At 30.1% G+C, this 18,955-nt stretch carries 19 protein-coding genes; 15 read left to right on the forward strand and 4 right to left on the reverse strand.

The genetic code is table 11. From position 1 onward, the window contains the following. Positions 1–58 precede the first annotated feature (58 nt). A complete protein-coding gene (locus AJ932_RS01645) occupies positions 59–1,405 on the reverse strand; it encodes a CitMHS family transporter (RefSeq protein WP_070278512.1) in 1,347 nt (448 codons plus the stop codon). 317 nt (positions 1,406–1,722) lie between these two features. Here AJ932_RS01645 and AJ932_RS01650 point away from each other — a divergent pair, with 317 nt between their 5' ends. From AJ932_RS01650 to purF, 5 genes are all read left to right on the forward strand, one after another. Then, positions 1,723–2,070, forward strand: coding sequence for a hypothetical protein (locus tag AJ932_RS01650; RefSeq protein WP_002915799.1), 348 nt, complete (start codon positions 1,723–1,725; stop codon positions 2,068–2,070). Positions 2,071–2,204: 134 nt separating this feature from the next. Next, positions 2,205–3,332 carry a hypothetical protein gene (locus AJ932_RS01655; protein ID WP_070278510.1) on the forward strand — a complete coding sequence of 376 codons (1,128 nt, stop codon included), beginning with the start codon at positions 2,205–2,207 and terminating at the stop codon, positions 3,330–3,332. Continuing rightward, positions 3,332–4,513 carry a replication-associated recombination protein A gene (locus tag AJ932_RS01660; RefSeq protein ID WP_002861008.1) on the forward strand — a complete coding sequence of 394 codons (1,182 nt, stop codon included), beginning with the start codon at positions 3,332–3,334 and terminating at the stop codon, positions 4,511–4,513. Before AJ932_RS01655 ends, AJ932_RS01660 begins: the two co-directional genes overlap by 1 nt. A 62-nt stretch (positions 4,514–4,575) precedes the next feature. Next, positions 4,576–5,304, forward strand: coding sequence for a 4-hydroxy-tetrahydrodipicolinate reductase (gene dapB, locus AJ932_RS01665; RefSeq protein WP_002861007.1), 729 nt, complete (start codon positions 4,576–4,578; stop codon positions 5,302–5,304). Between the two features lies 1 nt (position 5,305). Next, on the forward strand, positions 5,306–6,643 hold the full coding sequence (purF, locus tag AJ932_RS01670) for an amidophosphoribosyltransferase (protein WP_070233480.1): 1,338 nt from the start codon (positions 5,306–5,308) through the stop codon (positions 6,641–6,643). A 2-nt stretch (positions 6,644–6,645) separates the two neighbouring features. On the opposite strand, the gene fliI is transcribed toward purF, so the two are convergent. Beyond that, a complete protein-coding gene (gene fliI, locus AJ932_RS01675) occupies positions 6,646–8,031 on the reverse strand; it encodes a flagellar protein export ATPase FliI (protein ID WP_002854283.1) in 1,386 nt (461 codons plus the stop codon). Beyond that, positions 8,031–8,603, reverse strand: a complete 573-nt coding sequence (gene folE / locus AJ932_RS01680) for a GTP cyclohydrolase I FolE (protein ID WP_002880936.1) — start codon at positions 8,601–8,603, stop codon at positions 8,031–8,033. Before folE ends, fliI begins: the two co-directional genes overlap by 1 nt. Positions 8,604–8,746: 143 nt before the next feature. Between folE and tig the strand changes: the two genes are divergently transcribed. The 10 genes from tig to AJ932_RS01730 all read left to right on the forward strand — a co-directional run bounded on the left by tig (position 8,747) and on the right by AJ932_RS01730 (position 17,528). Continuing rightward, positions 8,747–10,081 carry a trigger factor gene (gene tig, locus AJ932_RS01685; RefSeq protein WP_070233492.1) on the forward strand — a complete coding sequence of 445 codons (1,335 nt, stop codon included), beginning with the start codon at positions 8,747–8,749 and terminating at the stop codon, positions 10,079–10,081. Further along, entirely contained in the window at positions 10,081–10,665 is a 585-nt protein-coding gene (gene clpP / locus AJ932_RS01690) for an ATP-dependent Clp endopeptidase proteolytic subunit ClpP (RefSeq protein ID WP_002861003.1), read from the forward strand. Before tig ends, clpP begins: the two co-directional genes overlap by 1 nt. A gap of 35 nt (positions 10,666–10,700) precedes the next feature. Continuing rightward, positions 10,701–11,228, forward strand: a complete 528-nt coding sequence (gene def, locus AJ932_RS01695) for a peptide deformylase (protein ID WP_002861002.1) — start codon at positions 10,701–10,703, stop codon at positions 11,226–11,228. Beyond that, positions 11,225–12,730: a YifB family Mg chelatase-like AAA ATPase gene (locus tag AJ932_RS01700; RefSeq protein ID WP_070233481.1), complete on the forward strand. Its 1,506-nt coding sequence runs from the start codon at positions 11,225–11,227 to the stop codon at positions 12,728–12,730. The genes def and AJ932_RS01700 overlap by 4 nt, the downstream gene beginning before the upstream one ends. A gap of 1 nt (position 12,731) precedes the next feature. Next, complete coding sequence (locus tag AJ932_RS01705) at positions 12,732–13,430, forward strand: NYN domain-containing protein (RefSeq protein WP_002826913.1); 699 nt, start codon at positions 12,732–12,734, stop codon at positions 13,428–13,430. Beyond that, complete coding sequence (locus AJ932_RS01710) at positions 13,414–14,784, forward strand: bifunctional ADP-dependent NAD(P)H-hydrate dehydratase/NAD(P)H-hydrate epimerase (protein ID WP_070276464.1); 1,371 nt, start codon at positions 13,414–13,416, stop codon at positions 14,782–14,784. Before AJ932_RS01705 ends, AJ932_RS01710 begins: the two co-directional genes overlap by 17 nt. Beyond that, entirely contained in the window at positions 14,775–15,341 is a 567-nt protein-coding gene (purN, locus tag AJ932_RS01715) for a phosphoribosylglycinamide formyltransferase (protein WP_002854200.1), read from the forward strand. The genes AJ932_RS01710 and purN overlap by 10 nt, the downstream gene beginning before the upstream one ends. 71 nt (positions 15,342–15,412) lie before the next feature. Further along, complete coding sequence (locus tag AJ932_RS01720; protein WP_002851673.1) at positions 15,413–16,132, forward strand: TerC family protein; 720 nt, start codon at positions 15,413–15,415, stop codon at positions 16,130–16,132. Beyond that, positions 16,125–16,334, forward strand: a complete 210-nt coding sequence (locus AJ932_RS01725; RefSeq protein ID WP_002854471.1) for an alkylphosphonate utilization protein — start codon at positions 16,125–16,127, stop codon at positions 16,332–16,334. Before AJ932_RS01720 ends, AJ932_RS01725 begins: the two co-directional genes overlap by 8 nt. A gap of 9 nt (positions 16,335–16,343) precedes the next feature. Next, complete coding sequence (locus AJ932_RS01730) at positions 16,344–17,528, forward strand: metallophosphoesterase (RefSeq protein WP_002854511.1); 1,185 nt, start codon at positions 16,344–16,346, stop codon at positions 17,526–17,528. Positions 17,529–17,540: 12 nt separating this feature from the next. Here AJ932_RS01730 and AJ932_RS01735 read toward each other — a convergent pair whose 3' ends face one another. Continuing rightward, a complete protein-coding gene (locus AJ932_RS01735) occupies positions 17,541–18,899 on the reverse strand; it encodes a hemolysin family protein (protein WP_002880941.1) in 1,359 nt (452 codons plus the stop codon). Positions 18,900–18,955 lie beyond the last annotated feature (56 nt).

Here is an 18,955-nt window from a genome sequence, read left to right on the forward strand (position 1 = left end):
AAAAATATCATAAAACAATGAACCAATCATTGAAAAATCAAAAGTTTTTTTATTTTAATTATATTATCCCAGCTACCTCAGCAAAAATCAAGCAAATAATACTTATACCCCATATATAAAAAAAGCTTCTTTTGATATGATCTTTAATATTAACCTCTGCTAAACCGCAACCTAGCAAAGTTGCAGGCACAACAGGAGAAATAAATGTCGCACAATTTCTTGCTATCACCATGATAATAGCTATAGTCAAAGGTTCAGCGCCAAAAGCCTTAGTTACACTCAAAACTATAGGCATCACTCCATAAAAATAAGAATCTGTACAAAAAATAATTGCCATTGGAACAGCTAATATCCCTACCATCAAAGGAATATAAGCGCCTAAATAATCTGGAACAAAATTTAAAATCAAAACACCCATTTTCTCCATAATACCACTTTTATCAAATACGCCTATTAATATCCCAGCACCAATTAAAGTAATATACATAAGCATTGCACCAGCACTTGCACGATCTAAAACTTTTTTAGCTATTTTTAAATTAGGATAATTAAGCGGTAAAATTATTGCAAGTCCTATCATAAAGCAAATATAACTAGGAAAAATACCACTAATTAAAAGCCCAATAACCCCAATAGCTACAAGTAAATTTAACCAAAACCATTTTTCATTATGGTGTTCGCTTTTTTCTATATTTAAATTTATTCCCGACAAGTTACCTGCGCCTGCACCTCTTTTTATTTCTATCTTAGCAATCCAAATTGCCAAAAGAAGGGATAATACCAAACCTACAATCTGAATAGGTATAATATGGTGCCAAAGCAAATTTGCATCCATTCCTATATTAGTAGCCGCTCTTAAAGTAGGACCACCCCAAGGAATAACATTCATAACCCCCATAGCCGAAGTAATAATCAATAACATTGAAGTCTTTCTTATACCTAAACGCTCATAAATAGGTAATAATGCAGGTATTACAATAAGAAAAGTAGAAGCACCTGAACCATCTAAATGCACAGCAGCAGCAATAAAAACAGTAAGAATGCAAACTTGATATACATTAGCTTTCATTTTTGATAAAAATGCATTTAAAATTTTAGTAAAAAAACCACTTGCATTTAAAACACTAAAAAAGAGTATAGAAAAAACAAACAAAGCTGCCGTATCCGTTACGCTTTTGACTCCATCTTTAATAAAAGCAACCAATGTTTTAATATCAAAAACACCTCCTTTAACCCCTAAAGCTGCACCCACGCCAAAACCAAGTTGTTCAAGAATAAGTAAAATACAAGCTACACTAATACTTACACTTATAAAAGCTAATGCTGGAGTAGTATAATCTTTTAGCAAAAGCCAAACTATCAATCCTAATGAGAAAAAACCCAATAAAGCTAAAAAAATTTCCATATCCTATCCTTTTGTATCATTTTTATTCGATAATAAAATAGGATATTTTAAGTCCAACTTATATGTGTTTAAATTTATAGCTTTTTGGAAAAAATATATTTTTTAATGTAACCATTTTAAACAAGAATAAAAAAATAATTTTTAATTATTTTTGATAAAGTATTCACTCTTTTAAATTTACAACTAGAAGTAACGATAGTCAAAATATAATAAGTTGCATAATATTATCAAAACTAAAAAGTCAAAATTTTAACTTCACATTCACTTCACTTAAAAAGTTTATAATGTTATCACTTTACATTGAAGGAGAAATAATTATGAAAAAAAGTATTTTATTTGCATCAGCACTTTTAGCTAGCTCAATGCTTTTTGCAGATAGTCTAAAACTTGAAGGTACTATTGCACAAATTTATGATAACAATAAAACCTTGCTTATTGACTCGATTTATGGCGGACAAATGGCTATAAAAGTTCTACCAAATACCGAAATAGAAATGGATGATTGTGGTATTTTTGGAACAGATAAAGATGGAACTTTTAAAGATTTAAAGGTTGGAAATTTTTTAGAAAGTAAAATTTCTTATGGAACACCTGCTACGCCAAATACTCAGGCTATTCCAGTAGCTAGAAAAATTGAAATTCAATGTTATAAAAAAGCTTATTAATATAAATCCCTTAACAAGGGATTTATAAAAATCATTCTTTACTAAACTACTTCATCACTCTTAAATAAAAATTTAAACTCTTTTTTAACAAGCAATTTATAAAATAACACTTATATTTTCATCTAAGGCAAATAATGAAAAAATGGATTTTTATTGTTTTTTGTTTTATATTAGGTTTTATTATTCATATATTTTATATAGGATACACTAACGAACTTTTATTTAATAAATTTATTAAAAACAGCAATCCTGATTATACAATTACAGATATTTACTTCAAAAAAGGTTTTTTAACTTCTAAAGGAAGTTTTACTTTAAATCACTCTCATACACAGCTTTCAACCAAAATCAACCTTAAATTTAATAATTATTTTTTCTTAAATAAAATTATAAAAGGAAATTTTACAAATCCTTTTGATTTTTTAGATGAAGCATTAAAAAACAATAAATTAGGAACTTTTACTCTTAAATTACACGATAACAACTCTAAAATATTTCTAAATATTAAAGATATAAATTTAAGCAATGAAGGTGGAGATACCATCATAAACGGCGGATATATTGAAGCTTTAATGAATAAAAATTTAGAAATTAAAAACATTAAAATACATTTTGATATGATTGATTTTTCTCAATTTTATACTAAATTTGTATTGCAAAATTTAAATTACGAACAATTTTTTAACAATCCTGTACAATTTTATGAGTTAAATTTATTTAGCGATAGCCAACAAGAGATCAACTTTGATTATCTTGTGCTAGATAACAATAAAATCAATTCTTTTTATAGCAAAAACCAAGTAAATTTTAATGAAGAAAATTCAGCAATAAACTTAAACATACAAGGAAAATCCAATGAAATTAATATTGATCTTAAATCTTTATTGGGTCAGAATTTGAATTTTAACAAAACAAAATTTAACATAACCATAAATAAATTTCTTAACTCAAATTTCAATATCTCTCATTTTATTCAAAAAAATCTTGATCTAAAAATACAAAATTTAATTCTTGAAAAAAATAAACAAAATATCAGTCTACAAGGCAATTTAAATATTAACAACTCTTATCAAGCAAAATTACAAGTTATCAGTTCAGATGAGCCAGATGAAATTTTTCCTTGGACAAAGGATTATGGAGGTTTAAATCAATATTTTTTAAAAGAAAATAATAACTTTTTTCTAAATTTATCTTATGATAGCTTAGCCAATCCTCAGCTAAAAATTAATGGTAGTGAATTTTCAAATATGGATTTAAATTAATGAGCCTAGCTTTAACCTTTCGCCCTGAAAATTTTGATGATATTTTAGGACAATATGAGCTTATAGAAATTTTCAAAAAATTTACTGCTTTACAAAAACTTCCTCATAGTATTTTTTTTGGAACAGCAGGTTCTGGAAAAACAACTTTTGCTAGAGTTGTAGCCAAAGAATTTGGCTTAGATTTTTATGAATTTGATGGAGGAAATTTTAAACTCGAAGAACTAAGAAAAATTTTAGATAATTATAAAAATAGTCTTTATAAGCCTTTAATTTTTATTGATGAAATTCACCGCCTTAGCAAAACCCAACAAGAAATGCTTTTAATTCCTATGGAAAATTACCGTTTAATTTTAATCGGCGCAAGCACTGAAAATCCCTATTTTGTTTTAAGTTCTGGCATAAGAAGTCGTTCCATGCTTTTCGAATTTAAATCTTTAGGGGTAAAGGAACTTGAAACTTTACTTTTGCGTGTACAAGAAAAAATGAAATTTAGTATTGATAAAGAAGCTAAAGATTTTCTACTTAAAAGTGCTGATGCAAGAGCTATGCTAAATTTGCTTGAATTTGTCTTGGTTTTAGATGAAAAACATATCAGTCTTGAAAATCTTAAAAAACTTCGCAACACCATAAATAGTGAAGGTGTTAGCTCAAAAGATACACATTATATTTTAGCAAGTGCAATGATAAAAAGTTTACGCGGAAGTGACGTTGATGCAGCTATTTATTATCTTGCAAGACTTATTGATGCAGGAGAAAGTGCGGATTTTATCGCTAGGCGTTTGGTGATTTTTTCAAGTGAAGATGTCGGAAATGCCGATCCAAATGCTTTAAATTTAGCGGTTTCGACTCTAGAGGCTGTTAAAAATATAGGTTATCCTGAAGCAAGAATTATCCTAGCCCAATGCGTAGTTTATTTAGCAAGCACAATCAAATCTAATGCAAGCTACAAAGCTATCAATGAAGCTTTAAACTATGTAAAAAATAATGAAGCTTTAGAAATACCTAATTATCTTAACAACAATCATCAAGAAAAACAAAACTATCTTTATCCACATGATTTTGGTGGCTGGGTAGAGCAAAAATATCTTAGTAAAAATTTAAAATTTTATCATAGCAAGGGCTTAGGAGAAGAAGCAAAATTGTTAGATAATTTATATAAATTAAAAAATTATAAAGCTTAATTTTATTATTTAAAATTTACAAAATAAATGCTAAAATCAATATTTTATTTTCAAGGAAAAAGATGATTAAAATAGGAATTTATGGCGCTAAAGGACGCATGGGAAAACAGATTGAAGAATGTTTAAAAAGCGAAACGCAAGCACAAATTTCGATACTTTATAATAAGGGTGGAAATTTAGAAGAGCTTTTTGAAAAAAGCGATGTGATTATTGATTTTTCTTCCCCAAGTGGAACTCATGAGCTTTTAAATTATGCAAGAACTATGCCTAAACCTTTGGTAATAGGTACAACAGGACTTGATGAGAAAATTTTACATTTGATGCAAAGTGCTAGTGAAGTGATGCCGATTTTTTATGCGACCAATATGTCTTTAGGTGTTGCAGTTTTAAACTATCTTGCTAGTAAAGCCAGTCAAATGCTAAGAAATTTTGATATAGAAATTTTAGAAATGCATCATCGCCATAAAAAAGATGCACCAAGTGGTACGGCTATGACTTTAGCCCAAAGTGTAGCAAAAGCTAGAAATTTAGAACTTGAAAAAGTAAGAGTAAGTGGAAGAGATGGCATTATAGGTGAAAGAAGCAAAGATGAGATTGCCGTGATGAGTTTAAGGGGTGGCGATATAGTAGGACGTCATACAGTAGGTTTTTATGAAGATGGGGAATTTTTAGAACTTAATCATACCGCTACTTCAAGGGCGACTTTTGCTAAAGGTGCGATTAAAATCGCTATTTGGCTTAGTAAGCAAGAAGCAAAAATGTATTCAATCAATGATTTTTTAGGAATTTAAAATGTGTGCAGTTGTAGGAGTTATCAATTCAAAAAATGCTAGCACTTATGCGTATTATGCGCTTTTTGCTATGCAACACCGTGGGCAAGAAGCAAGTGGTATTAGTGTGAGTAATGGTAAAAATATTAAGACTATTAAAGCTAAAGGTGAAGTGAGTCAAATTTTTAATCCTGATAATCTAAAAACTTTAGAAGGTGAAATCGCTATAGGGCATAATCGCTATTCTACAGCAGGAAATTCAAGTTTAAACGATGCTCAGCCCATAGTGGCTACTTCAGTTTTAGGTGATATTGCTTTAGCACATAATGGAAATTTAGTCAATAAAGAAGAAGTAAGATCAAGACTTATTCAAGATGGGGCTATTTTTCAAACCAATATGGATACAGAAAATGTTGTTCATCTTATTGCAAGAAGTAAACAAGAAAGCCTAAAAGATAGATTTATTGAGAGTTTAAAAGAATGTATAGGGGCTTATTGTTTTGTTTTAGCAAGCAAAGATAAACTTTATGTTGTAAGAGATCCTCATGGGGTGCGTCCTTTATCTTTAGGCCGTTTAAAAGATGGAGGCTATATAGTTGCTAGTGAAACTTGCGCTTTTGATCTTATAGAGGCTGAATTTATTCGTGATGTTAAACCAGGGGAAATGCTTATTTTTACTCAAGGAAATGATAAATTTGAAAGCATAGAACTTTTTTCTCCAACTCCTAGAATTTGTGCTTTTGAATACATTTATTTTGCTAGACCTGATAGCATAGTAGAAGGCAAAAGCGTGTATGAAGTGCGTAAAAAAATGGGTGAAACTTTAGCTAAAAAATTTACTTATAAAGCAGACTTTGTTGTTCCCGTGCCAGATAGTGGAGTAAGTGCAGCTATAGGTTTTGCACAATATTTACAAATCCCTCTTGAAATGGCAATAGTAAGAAATCATTATGTAGGAAGAACCTTTATAGAGCCAACTCAAGAGCTTAGAAATTTAAAAGTAAAATTAAAGCTTAATCCTATGCGTAAAGTTTTAGAAGGTAAAGAAATTGTAGTCATTGATGATAGCTTGGTGCGTGGCACTACTTCTAAAAAAATAATTTCTTTGCTTCGTGCTGCAGGAGCAAGCAAAATCCATCTTGCCATAGCTTGTCCTGAGATCAAATTTCCTGATACTTATGGCATAGATACTCCAACTTTTGAAGAACTTATCAGCGCAAATAAAAATACTGAAGAAGTGCGTGAATATGTAGAAGCTGATACGCTAAGTTTTTTAAGCATAGAAGAATTAACCCAAAGCATAGGCGATGAAAGGAAATATTCTTTAATCAGTTTTGATGGAGATTATTTTATTAAATAATTTTATTTTAAATTAGGATTAGGCAAGGTTGCACTTGCACTTCCTACATTTATATTTTGAGTTGGTGGCAAAGGAGTATTTGGTGTATCAATTTGACTTAAAAGCTCTAAAGTTTGATTAAATTCAAAACTTTCTTCAGGATTTTGCCCTAAGAATTTTTGCATAAATTCTTTTTTAGAAATAGCTTCATCAAGTTCTTTATCACTTCCTTTTTGATAGGCGCCGATGCGAAGCAATACTTCATTTTCTTTTAAAAGCGAGTTTAAACGCTTAAATTTTCTTGCCCAAAGTTTATGCTCAGGACTTATAATATCGCTCATTACCCTTGAAGCGGAGTTTTGTATATTGATAGGAGGATAAATTCCAAAGTCTGTTAATTCACGACTTAAAACAATGTGTCCATCTAAGATAGAACGACTTTGATCGGCGATTGGATCACTCATATCATCGCCATCCACCAAAACGGTAAAAAAGGCCGTTATAGTGCCTTTACCTTCTTCTTTACCCGTTCTTTCCATGAGTTGAGGCAAAAGACTTAAAACACTTGGTGGATAACCTTTGGTTGTAGGAGGCTCCCCAAGAGCTAGTCCTATTTCTCTTTGCGCCATAGCAAAACGTGTTACACTATCCATGATAAAAAGTACATCTTTACCTTGTTCTTTAAAGTACTCTGCCACACTCATTGCGCAAAAAGCACCGTATTTACGCATTAAAGCACTATCATCACTTGTAGCAACAATAATCACTGTATCATCGAGCTTTCCACCTAAATTTTTTTGTATAAATTCAGGAATTTCACGCCCCCTTTCTCCTATGAGTGCCACTACTTTTATAGGAGCTTTGGAATTTTTAACTATCATTCCCATAAGAGTGGATTTTCCCACTCCGCTTCCTGCAAAAATACCAAGTTTTTGCCCTACACCACAAGTTAAAAGTGCATCTATGGTTTTAACCCCAACAGGAAAAACTTCTTCTATAAGCCCTCTTTTCATCGCATCAATAGGTGCACGCATTATAGGCATATATTTACTTACTTCTATAGCTCCTTTACCATCTTTTGGACGCATAAAAGGATCTACTACCCTGCCTAAAAGTTCATCGCTAACGCCTATTTGCATACCTGCATCACTTATGAAAGCACGATCGCCTATTTTAAAACCTTCTATAAAAGAAAAAGGGCTTAAATAGCTAAATTGTTCTTTGATTTCTACAACCATAGCTAGAGTGTTTAAATTTTCATTTTCATTGGAAACTAACTTCACTATATCTCCAACCCCTGTTTTAAGCCCACGAATTTCTATACTTGTAGCAGAAATTTTTGTAATCTCTCCAAAAATAGCACTTAAATTTTCTTTACCAAGTTTGGAACGTAGTTTTTCAAGATTCATTAAAATCTTACCTGTTTAGCAGAGTTTATGAGAGAAAAAAATTCCTCTCTAGTTTTTTCATTTTTCAAGAAAATTCCACGCAAAGCTGAAGTTGTAGTGGTGGAATTAGCTTTTTGTACTCCACGCATTTCAACACACATATGTCTTGCTTCTATGACTACACCCACACCTTTTGCATCGACATTTTCCATTAAAGCTTGTGCGATTTGTTCGGTAAGTTGTTCTTGAATTTGAAGTCTTCTTGCAAACACTTCTACAAGGCGTGGAATTTTGCTTAAACCTACTACTTTTTTATTAGGGATATAGGCTACATGAGCACGCCCAAAAAAAGGTAAAAGATGATGTTCGCAAAGACTGTAAAATTCTATATCACGCACCAAAACCATTTCATTATTAGAGCTTTCAAATAAAGCATTATTTAAAATATCTTTGACATTTTGCGTATAACCACTAGTAAGAAATTCATAAGCTTTAAAAACACGATTTGGTGTTTTAATCAGTCCTTCACGATTTGGATTTTCTCCTATAATTTCAAGCATAGTTTTAACACAATCTTCAAATTTTTTTTGCAAACTTTTCTCCAAAAATATTTTTATTATTTTAATAATAATGTAATATTGCAATTTTATCATAAATTACTTTAAAATTTTATGCAAGTAATAAGGAAAAATTTGCTATGATTGAAAGCAAATTTTATTTTATAAGGAAAAAAACTATGGAAGTAAAGGCAAAGCAACTAGATTCTGTTAATGCGACTGCTAGTGTAAAAATTCCTTCAGGAATCATTAAAAATGAAGTAGAAAATTTAGCAAAAAAAGCTTCTAAAAGCGTAAAAATGGATGGGTTTAGACCAGGAAAAGTTCCTGTAAGTGCTGTGCTTAAAAGATATGAAAGAGAACTCACTCAAGACGCGGAACAAAATCTTTTTAAATCTGCTGTAAATAGTGCTTTACAAGAACTTAAAAAAGAAAGTAAAGAGCTTGTAGGTGAGCCATATTTTGAAAAATTTGATCGTAAAGATGGAGAAATTATTGCTGAGTTAATACTTTCTTTTAAACCTGAAATTAAACTTGAGGGTTATGAAAAACTCATCCCTGAATATCAAACTCCAAAAGTAAGTAAAAAAGAAATTGATGAGAAAAAAGACGAACTTTTAAAGCGTTTTGCTACTCCTGAAGCTATAAAAACAAAAAGAGCTTTAAAAGAAGGTGATTTTGCAAAATTTGATTTTGAAGGTTTTGTAGATGATAAAGCTTTTGAAGGTGGTAAAGCTGAAAATTATGTTTTAGAAATTGGTTCTAAGCAATTTATTCCAGGTTTTGAAGATGGTATGATAGGAATGAAAATAGGTGAAGAAAAAGATATCAAAGTAACTTTCCCTAAAGAATACGGTGCAGCGCATTTAGCGGGTAAAGATGCGGTATTTAAAGTAAAACTACATGAAATTCAAGAGCTTAAAATTCCAGAGCTTGATGATGAAATGCTTAAAAAACTTTTACCAGGAGAAGAAAAAACTAGTGTTGAAGTTTTAGATGAAAAATTAAAAGAGCAAATCAAAAATGAAAAACTTTTTAAACTTGTAAATGACGAATTAAAAGGTAAATTTGCAGATGCTTTGATTGAAAAATATAATTTTGATTTACCTAAAGGGATAGTAGAACAAGAAACTGATATGCAAATGCGTGCAGCTTTTAATACTTTTAGTGAAAAAGAAATTGAAGAGCTTAAAGCAAGTAAAGAAAAATATCAAGAAAAACGTGATTCTTTTAAAGAAGAAGCGCAAAAAAGTGTAAAACTTACTTTTATTATTGATGAGCTTGCAAAATTGCGTAAGATTGAAGTAAATGATCAAGAATTGATCCAAGCGATTTATTTTGAAGCATATCGCTATGGTATGAATCCAAAAGAGCATTTAGAAAACTATAAAAAACAAGGAGCTTTACCTGCTGTGAAAATGGCTTTAATTGAAGAAAAACTTTTTAATGATATTTTTATGCCAAAAACAGAAAAATCGGAAAAAGCGAGCAAAAAAGAGAAAGAAGATAAATAATGTTTATTCCTTATGTTATTGAAAAATCCAGTCGTGGTGAAAGAAGTTATGACATTTATTCACGCCTTTTAAAAGATAGAATTATTATGCTAAGTGGCGAAATTCATGATGAACTTGCTGCTTCTATCGTAGCACAACTTCTTTTTTTAGAAGCTGAAGATCCTACAAAAGATATTTATCTTTATATTAATTCTCCAGGCGGTGTCATTACAAGTGGTTTTAGTATTTATGATACTATGAACTATATCAAACCTGATGTTTGTACGATTTGCATAGGACAAGCTGCTTCTATGGGAGCATTTTTGCTTAGTTGTGGCGCAGAAGGAAAACGTTTTGCTTTGCCTAATTCACGCATTATGATTCATCAACCTTTAGGTGGAGCTAGAGGTCAAGCCACAGATATTGAAATTCAAGCTAAAGAAATTTTAAGACTTAAAACTATACTTAATGATATTTTGGCAAAAAATACTAAGCAAAAAGTTACAAAAATAGCAAAAGATACAGAAAGAGATTTTTTCATGTCAGCACAAGAAGCTAAAGAATATGGACTGATTGATAAGGTTTTGGAAAAAAGTTTTAAATGATTTCTTTGGAGATCATTTAAAACAAAGGTTTTTTAATGGTTAGAAAAATTATCACTTATCCTAATCCTAGACTTTTTTTAAACTCTGAAATTGTAAATAAATTTGATACAGAACTTCACACCTTGCTTGATGATATGTATGAAACTATGATAGCAAGTAATGGAGTAGGTTTAGCAGCTATTCAAGTGGATATTCCTTTGCGTGCTTTACTTGTGAATATTTTTGATGAAAATGATGAACAAAAAAAAGAAGATTTGCTAGAGATTATTAATCCTGAAATTATTCCTTTAGATGAAGAAATGATCACTTGCACAGAAGGGTGTTTGAGTGTGCCAGATTTTTTCGAAGAAGTAAAACGCTATAATCATATCTTACTTAAATATCAAGATCGCTTTGGAGAATTTAAAGAGCTTGAAGCAAAAGGTTTTTTAGCTGTGGCCATTCAACACGAAAATGATCATTTAAATGGACATTTATTTATAGAAAAAATTTCTTTTGCTAAGCGTCAAAAATTCGATAAAGAATTTAAGAAAAAGAAGAAAAATCATAAAAAAGAGAAATGAAAAAACTAAAGTGCATAAGCTTTCATGAAGGCTTAGACATTATAGAGGTAGAATCCACTTTTACAAGAGGTTTGCCAAATTTAAGCATAGTAGGACTTGCAAGTGCAGCGATTAAGGAAAGTATCGAACGCATCAAAGCCACGCTTTTAAGTTGTGATTTTGCTTTTCCTGCTAAAAAAATTACTATCAATCTTAGTCCTTCAGGCATCCCAAAAAAGGGATCGCATTTTGATTTGGCTATTGCTTTATTAATCCTTTTGCAAAATGAAGAATTAGATGACTTTTTTGTAGTAGGAGAATTAGGACTTGATGGAAGTATTAAAAGCACAAATGAGCTTTTTTCTTTACTTTTGTTTCTCTCTGCTAAAATTAAAAAAGCTAAAATCGTTGTTCCAAAAAGCATAGCGCAAAAAGCTTCCATGATACCAAATTTGGAGGTTTATGGACTTGAAAATTTAAATGAAGCAATAGAGTTTTTTAAAGAAAAAAATTATGAAAATTTTCACTTCTCGCACAATCATCCTTTATTTACAAACCCTTTGCAAATAGAAAATGAAATTTTTTTACAAAATATGGATTTTAAACTTGATTTTAAAGACATCAAAGGGCAGGAAAAGGCTAAAAGAGCTTGTATGATAGCTGCTTTAGGTATGCATAATATCTTATTTGAAGGAAGTCCAGGAAGTGGTAAAAGTATGTGTGCTAAACGCCTTGTTTATATCATGCCTCCTCAAAGTTTAAGTGAAATTTTAATGCAAAATGCTTATATGTCTTTAGATTCAAAAGATTGTGAATTTACTAAAATTCGTGCTTTTCGTCATCCTCATCATACTTCTACAAGAGCAAGTATTTTTGGCGGAGGAACAAAAAATGCTAGAATTGGAGAAGTCGCACTTGCAAATGGTGGAGTATTGTTTTTTGACGAATTTCCACATTTTAACAAGCAAATCATAGAGAGTTTAAGAGAGCCTTTAGAGGATCATAAAATTCATATTTCAAGAGTAAATTCCAAAATCACTTATGAAACAAAATTTAGCTTTATAGCTGCTCAAAATCCTTGTCCTTGCGGAAATTTATTTTCTAAAAATCTTTCTTGTGTTTGTAGTGAAAATGAGATTAAAAAATACAAAAATCACATTTCAGCTCCTATTATGGATAGGATTGATCTTTATGTAGCTATGGATGAGATTAGTAAGGATGATAAAACAAGTATAAGTTCTAAAGAAATGAGTGAAAAAATTTTGCAAGCTTTTATTTTTGGTAAAAAACGAGGGCAAAAAGAATTTAATGGGAAATTAAAAGATGAAGATTTAAGTCGTTTTTGTGTATTGGAAAAAGATGCTAAAGATACGCTAGATTTAGCAATTTCACGTTATAATCTTTCTTTGCGATCGCTCAATAAAATTTTAAAAGTTTCAAGAAGTATAGCGGATTTAGAACAAAGTTTTAATATTAACAAAACCCATATTTTAGAAGCTTTAAGCTTTAGAGCAAGGAGTTAAAATGGAAAATAAAAGTATAGCTATCTTTATAGATGCAGAAAATATCCCTGCAAAATATGCTAAAAGTATTTTTGATATTGCTTCAGATTACGGAGAGGTTATCATTAAACGCATTTATGGAGACTGGACTCAAAAAAATATACAAGGTTGGAGAGAGCAAATTGCTGAATATTCTTTAATCGCTATGCAACAATTTAATTTTGCAGCCAATAAAAACTCAAGCGATATGTATTTAATCACTGAAATCATGTCTATATTTTATGAAAAAAACATAGATATTTTTGTTATTGTTTCAAGCGATAGTGATTATACTTCACTTATTCAAAAATTAAGAGAAAATAAAAAACAAGTTATAGGAATGGGGCTTGAAAAGTCTATAAAATCCTATGTAAATGCTTTTAGTGAATTTTTTTATTTAGATAAAGATGAGAGTAAAAAAGAAGATATTTTAAGTAAGGATTATTTAAGAGCTTTAATCAATATCACCGAACAGCTTATCGATGAAAAAGGGCGTGCCGAATACGCACAAATCCGCACTAATATGAACCGCAAATACTCAGATTTTCATCCGCAAAATTATGGTTTTAAGAATTTTCGTGCTTTGATCCAGAAATTTTTACCTAAAATGAAAAAATTTGAAGAAGAAAGAGAAAAAAATATATATTTTTTGGTGAAAAAAGATTATGAAAGCTATTATTGATAATATAAAAATTTTAGAACAAAATGCTATAAATAAAGGCTTAGATGAGCTTATTTTAATGGAAAATGCAGGATTAAATTTAGCCAAGCTGATTAAAAAAGAAGCTAAAAAAATCTGCATTCAACGCAAGATTAAAAAAGTAAAAATACTTTTTTTATTAGGCGGGGGTAACAACGCTTCAGATGGCTTGGTGGCTTTAAGAAATTTAAAACACGCTAAAGCTTATAAAATAGGCTTTAAAGAAAATACGCTTTTTAAAAAACAAGAGCAAATTTTACAAAATTATGCTTTTAAATTTTGTAAAAAAGAACCCAATTTTAAAAAATTTCATATTATTATTGATTGTATTTTAGGCACAGGCTTAAATCGTTGTTTAGATGAAAAAACAAGTTTAATAATTCAAAAAGTTAATCAAAGCAAGGCTTTAAAAATAGCTTGTGATATGCCTACAAATTTGGGATTTTATCCTTGTTTTAAAGCTGATATTACACTTTGCATGGGAGCTTTAAAGGAAATTTTACTTGAAGATTTTGCTAAGGAATTTGTAGGAAGGATTAAAATAGCCAATTTAGGCATTAGCTCTAAGAAATTTTACCCTAATTCTCAAGCTTTTTTGCTTGAAAAAAAAGATTTAAAAACTATAGATAGAAAAATCAACGCTAATAAAGGAAATTTTGGCCATATTTATATAGTTGCCAATGCAAGCGCTGGAACTTTAGCAGGACTTGGAGCCTTAAATTTTGGAGCAGGTCTTGTTTCTTTAGTAGCACAAAAAAGCTTCTCACCTCTTTTGATGTTAAAAGAAAAAATTGAAAATAATGCAAGTGCTATTGCTTTAGGTATGGGGCTTGAAAATTTGGATTTTCTAAAAGATGAAATTTTGCAAAACACTCCTTTGATCTTGGATGCAAACTGCTTTTTAAGTGAAGCTTTGCTTTGGTATTTAAACAGAAAAGATATTGTTATAACCCCTCATCCAAAAGAATTTATAAAACTTTATAAAATGTGCTTTGATGAGAATTTAGATATAGAAACATTGCAAAAAAATCGCTTTTTCTATGCTAGAAAATTTTCACAAAATTATGATTGTGTTCTTGTTTTAAAAGGAGCAAATCCTATTATTGCACAAAAAGAAAAATTATTTGTTGTAAATTTAGGAAATCAAGCCTTAGCTAAAGGTGGGAGTGGAGATGTTTTAAGTGGAATGATTGCTGCACATTTAGGTTTTGGTTTTAGCGCTTTAGAAGCAGCAAAAAATGCTACTTTAGCTCATGGACTTGTTGCAAAAAAATATAAATTTAATAAAAATAGCTTTGACGCTTTAAAACTTATCAAAGGATTAAAATGCTTGTAAAATTAGCTGTACTTTTTAGTGGAAATGGAGGTAATTTAGAAAATATTTTAGAAAAACTTCATAAAAAAACCATAGGGGAAAATACCTATGAAGTAGTACTTTGCCTTTGTAACAAAAAAGATGCTTTTGGTATACAAAGGGCAAAAAAATTTGGTCTTGATACTGCCATTGTTGATCATAAGGCTTATAATACTCGTGAAGAATTTGATACGATTTTGGTACAAAAAATCAAAGAAAGTGGAGCAAATCTTACTGTATTAGCAGGTTTTATGAGAATTTTAAGTCCTGTTTTTACAAAAAATATTAAGGCAATTAACCTTCATCCTTCTTTATTACCCCTTTTTAAAGGAGCACATGCGATTAAAGAAAGTTATGAAAGTGATATGAAAGTGGCTGGTGTGAGTGTGCATTGGGTCAGTGAAGAACTTGATGGTGGAATGATTATAGCTCAAAAAGCTTTTGAAAAAAGAAATTTGAGTTTTGAAGAATTTGAAGAAAAAATTCATAGCCTAGAACATGAAATTTTACCCTTAAGTGTGATTGAAATTTTTTCTTAAAGAATTAAAGGTATTTGCTTTAAAACTATAAAATATCGCTTTAAAAAATTTTAAAATTTTCAAGGAAATTTATGTTTGAATGGATATTTAGTATTGATGCTTGGATTACTTTAGCTACTTTAAGTGCTCTTGAAATTGTACTAGGGATAGATAATATCATTTTTTTAGCTATTTTAGTAAGCAAACTACCCCCTGAACATCGTGATAAAGGACGTATCTTAGGTTTAGCTTTTGCAATGATTACAAGAATTTTACTTCTTTTATCTCTTTTTTGGGTGATGAAACTTGTAACACCTTTGTTTAGTGTATTGGGCAATGAAATTTCAGGAAGAGATCTAGTTCTTTTACTAGGTGGGCTTTTCTTGATTGTAAAGTCTATTAAAGAAATTAAAGAGCAAATTTCTCATCAAGAAGAAAGTCAAAGTCATTTTAAAGCAAGCAATAAACTTTGGATAGTTGTAGCTGAAATTGCTGTGATTGATATAGTATTTTCACTTGATAGTGTTATTACCGCAGTAGGAATTGCTCAAGATGTAACCATCATGATTATCGCTGTTATTATCGCAGTAGCTGTGATGCTTTTTGCTTCTAAACCTATAGCAGATTTTGTTGAAAAATATCCAAGCATTAAAATTTTAGCCTTAGCTTTTTTGGTGTTAATAGGCGTAGTTTTAGTTGCTGAAAGTTTTGATATTCATATTGATAAGGCATATATTTATACTGCTATGGCTTTTGCTTTAGTGGTGCAAATTTTAAATATTTTAGATCAAAGAAAGGAAAAAAATGGCTAAAGACGCTAATGGAACAGAACTTAACGCAGGTAATAGCGTGAGTGTAATAAAAGATCTTAAGGTTAAAGGCGCAAGTACAACTTTAAAACGTGGAACTACTATAAAAAATATTAAGCTCACTTCTAAAGAAGGTGAAATTGAGGCTAGAGTAGATAAATTTGGCGTTATTGTTTTAAAAACTGAATTTTTAAAGAAAATCTAGGCAAAGAATGTGCGAATCTTACTTGTTTTAAGAGGGAATTATTACGCAGGACAAGAAGAATTTATCAAAAATAATAAACTTCAAAATTATACACTTGATTTAAATGCTTTGCGTCTTTTATCAGGAAGCGTTAAAAATATAGTCAGTGAATATAAAATTTTAAATGTTAAAAATGATGAAGATTTGAGTAAAATTTTACTCAAACTTCTAGAAATGCGTATGCAAAAAGGTGAGTTTTGCATCATAAACGCTTACAATGAAACATTAAAAATTTACAAAGACTTAGCTAAACAATATCGCTATAAAATGTATGTTATTGTTTTTGATAGCTCTTTAAAACAATGTCAAGAAAAAAATCTTTTAGAAGCTAAAAAAAATGGATATATCATCCCTTATGCTCTTTTGGAAAAAACTCAAGATTTACTCAAAAAAAATCCAAAAAAATACCCAATTTTAGACTCGAGCGACTGGAAAAAATGTCTTTACCAAATGCCAAATTTAAGCAAATATAAAAAAATTCATCATATAGGAGATTTACAAGGTTGTTATAGTGTTTTAAAAGAATACATTAAAACAATCAAAGAAGATGAATTTTATATATTTTTGGGAGATTATATCAACAGAGGTATAGAAAATGGCAAAGTAATAAAATTTCTTTTAAAAATTTGCGAAAAAGAAAATGTATGCTTATTAGAAGGAAATCACGAAAGACATCTTATAAAATGGGCTAATGGAGAATTGTCAAATTCCAAAGAATTTAATGAAAATACTTTAAAGGACTTTAGAAAAGAAAAACTTACTCCAAGAGATGCTAGAAAACTCTATCCTCATCTAAAAGAATGTTTATACTACAAATTCCAAAATAAATTCATATTTTGTTCACATGGAGGAGTAAATTTTATACCCTCCAAACCTGAAAAAATAAGTTTTATACCAAGCCATGATTTTATTTATGGTGTAGGTGGATATGAAGACAGTCAAAAAGTAGCAAATCAATTTTGTAATTTCACCTCGGACAATCTTTATCAAATCTTTGGACACAGAAATAAAGAAAAACTTCCTATGAAAATAGCCAAAAGAGTATTTTTATGCGAGGGTAAAATAGATGGTGGTGGATATTTACGCGTAGTTACACTAGATAAAAAAGGTTTTGAGTGTATAGAAATTAAAAACCAAATTTACAAAAAGAAATAAGCCTAAAGAGGCTTATTCTTCATCTTTATTTGTTTTTTTAACCACCTTAACACGCTCTATAGAATTCCCGTCCATTTTTTTAACTTCATAGTAACAAAGTTCATCTTCAATGCGATCTCCTACCATAGGCAAGCGTCCTAAAAGATTAAATACATATCCACCTATAGTAACTTGTTCTAAATCCTCATCATAGTTTATTACAAGCATTTCTTCAACAGTTTCTATATCGCATCGTCCTTGAAATTCATAGATATTTTCAGCAAGTTTTTTATAGCTGTCTTCTTCATGCTCGCTTTTAATTTCGCCAATAATTTCTTCCATGATATCTTCCATGGTTAAAATTCCAGCAGTTCCACCATACTCATCAACTACTAATGCAGTATGAGAGCGTTCTTTATTCATCATTACAAGTACTTTTGAAATACTGATATTTTCAGGAACCAAAATCAAAGGTTTAACAAAAGTATCTAAATTTTGACTTTTATGGCTTAATTCATTTTGTATTATATCTCGTATGTGTATCATCCCTAAAATAGTATCTTTAGAACCGTCAATATAAGGAAAGCGAGTATGTTTATATTCACAAATGATTTGCATATTTTCTTCGTAACTTTTTTGTTTATTTAGACAAATCATATCTTTTCTAGGAGTCATAATCTCTTTAGCAACAGTATCTGAAAAATCAACAGCATTGCGTATGATCTCTGTTTCAAATTCATCTAAAACTCCACCTTTTTGACTCTCACTTGCTATGATTTTAATTTCTTCTTCGCTATGAGTTAGCTCGCTTTCTTTAGCAGGTTTTATTCCAAAAAGTTTCAAACTTATAGCTGCTAAAAAATCGAAAATTTTAATACAAGGCAAAAAGAGTATCCAAAACCAATGAAGAGGTCTAGCTATAAATAAAACCGCTTTATCTGCAACTGCAATAGCTATACTTTTTGGCACAAGTTCTCCTAAAACCACATGTAAAAGAGTAATAATACTAAAAGCAATAATAAAAGCTATAGTATGGATAATAACAGTGCTAAAACCAAGATTAATAAGCGGAATTTCTAGCATTTTTGCAATAGCAGGCTCACCTATCCAACCAAGAGCTAGAGAACTTAAAGTGATTCCTAATTGACAAGCACTAAGATAAGTATCAAGTCTTGAAGTAACCTCCAAAGCTTTCTTGGCACCAGCTTTTTTTTCTTTTACCATCTCTTCAAGCTTGGAACGACGTACTTTAACAATACTAAATTCAGACAAAACAAAAAAACCATTTAAAAACACTAGAGCAAGTGCAACAACAACCATAAGTATAGAATATCCTGCATCAAAAGATGCTGTAGAAGTTTGGTTTAAATCCAAAACCTGACTGGGGTCCAATGAAGCTCCTTAAGAAATAAAATATTATTAAACCTTATTATACACAATTAAAAGTA

The sequence above is a fragment of the Campylobacter sp. BCW_6873 genome (genome assembly GCF_001762365.1).
GTDB classification, from domain to species: Bacteria; Campylobacterota; Campylobacteria; order Campylobacterales; family Campylobacteraceae; genus Campylobacter_D; species Campylobacter_D jejuni.

Coding starts and splice junctions, on each gene's coding strand:
- AJ932_RS01720 (WP_002851673.1), top strand. CDS start 15,413: ATGTTTGAATGGATATTTAGTATTGATGCTTGGATTACTTTAGCTACT.
- clpP (WP_002861003.1), top strand. CDS start 10,081: ATGTTTATTCCTTATGTTATTGAAAAATCCAGTCGTGGTGAAAGAAGT.
- AJ932_RS01660 (WP_002861008.1), top strand. CDS start 3,332: ATGAGCCTAGCTTTAACCTTTCGCCCTGAAAATTTTGATGATATTTTA.
- AJ932_RS01655 (WP_070278510.1), top strand. CDS start 2,205: ATGAAAAAATGGATTTTTATTGTTTTTTGTTTTATATTAGGTTTTATT.
- tig (WP_070233492.1), top strand. CDS start 8,747: ATGGAAGTAAAGGCAAAGCAACTAGATTCTGTTAATGCGACTGCTAGT.
- AJ932_RS01645 (WP_070278512.1), bottom strand. CDS start 1,405: ATGGAAATTTTTTTAGCTTTATTGGGTTTTTTCTCATTAGGATTGATA.
- dapB (WP_002861007.1), top strand. CDS start 4,576: ATGATTAAAATAGGAATTTATGGCGCTAAAGGACGCATGGGAAAACAG.
- AJ932_RS01705 (WP_002826913.1), top strand. CDS start 12,732: ATGGAAAATAAAAGTATAGCTATCTTTATAGATGCAGAAAATATCCCT.
- AJ932_RS01710 (WP_070276464.1), top strand. CDS start 13,414: ATGAAAGCTATTATTGATAATATAAAAATTTTAGAACAAAATGCTATA.
- purN (WP_002854200.1), top strand. CDS start 14,775: ATGCTTGTAAAATTAGCTGTACTTTTTAGTGGAAATGGAGGTAATTTA.
- def (WP_002861002.1), top strand. CDS start 10,701: ATGGTTAGAAAAATTATCACTTATCCTAATCCTAGACTTTTTTTAAAC.
- AJ932_RS01700 (WP_070233481.1), top strand. CDS start 11,225: ATGAAAAAACTAAAGTGCATAAGCTTTCATGAAGGCTTAGACATTATA.
- fliI (WP_002854283.1), bottom strand. CDS start 8,031: ATGAATCTTGAAAAACTACGTTCCAAACTTGGTAAAGAAAATTTAAGT.
- purF (WP_070233480.1), top strand. CDS start 5,306: ATGTGTGCAGTTGTAGGAGTTATCAATTCAAAAAATGCTAGCACTTAT.
- AJ932_RS01725 (WP_002854471.1), top strand. CDS start 16,125: ATGGCTAAAGACGCTAATGGAACAGAACTTAACGCAGGTAATAGCGTG.
- AJ932_RS01650 (WP_002915799.1), top strand. CDS start 1,723: ATGAAAAAAAGTATTTTATTTGCATCAGCACTTTTAGCTAGCTCAATG.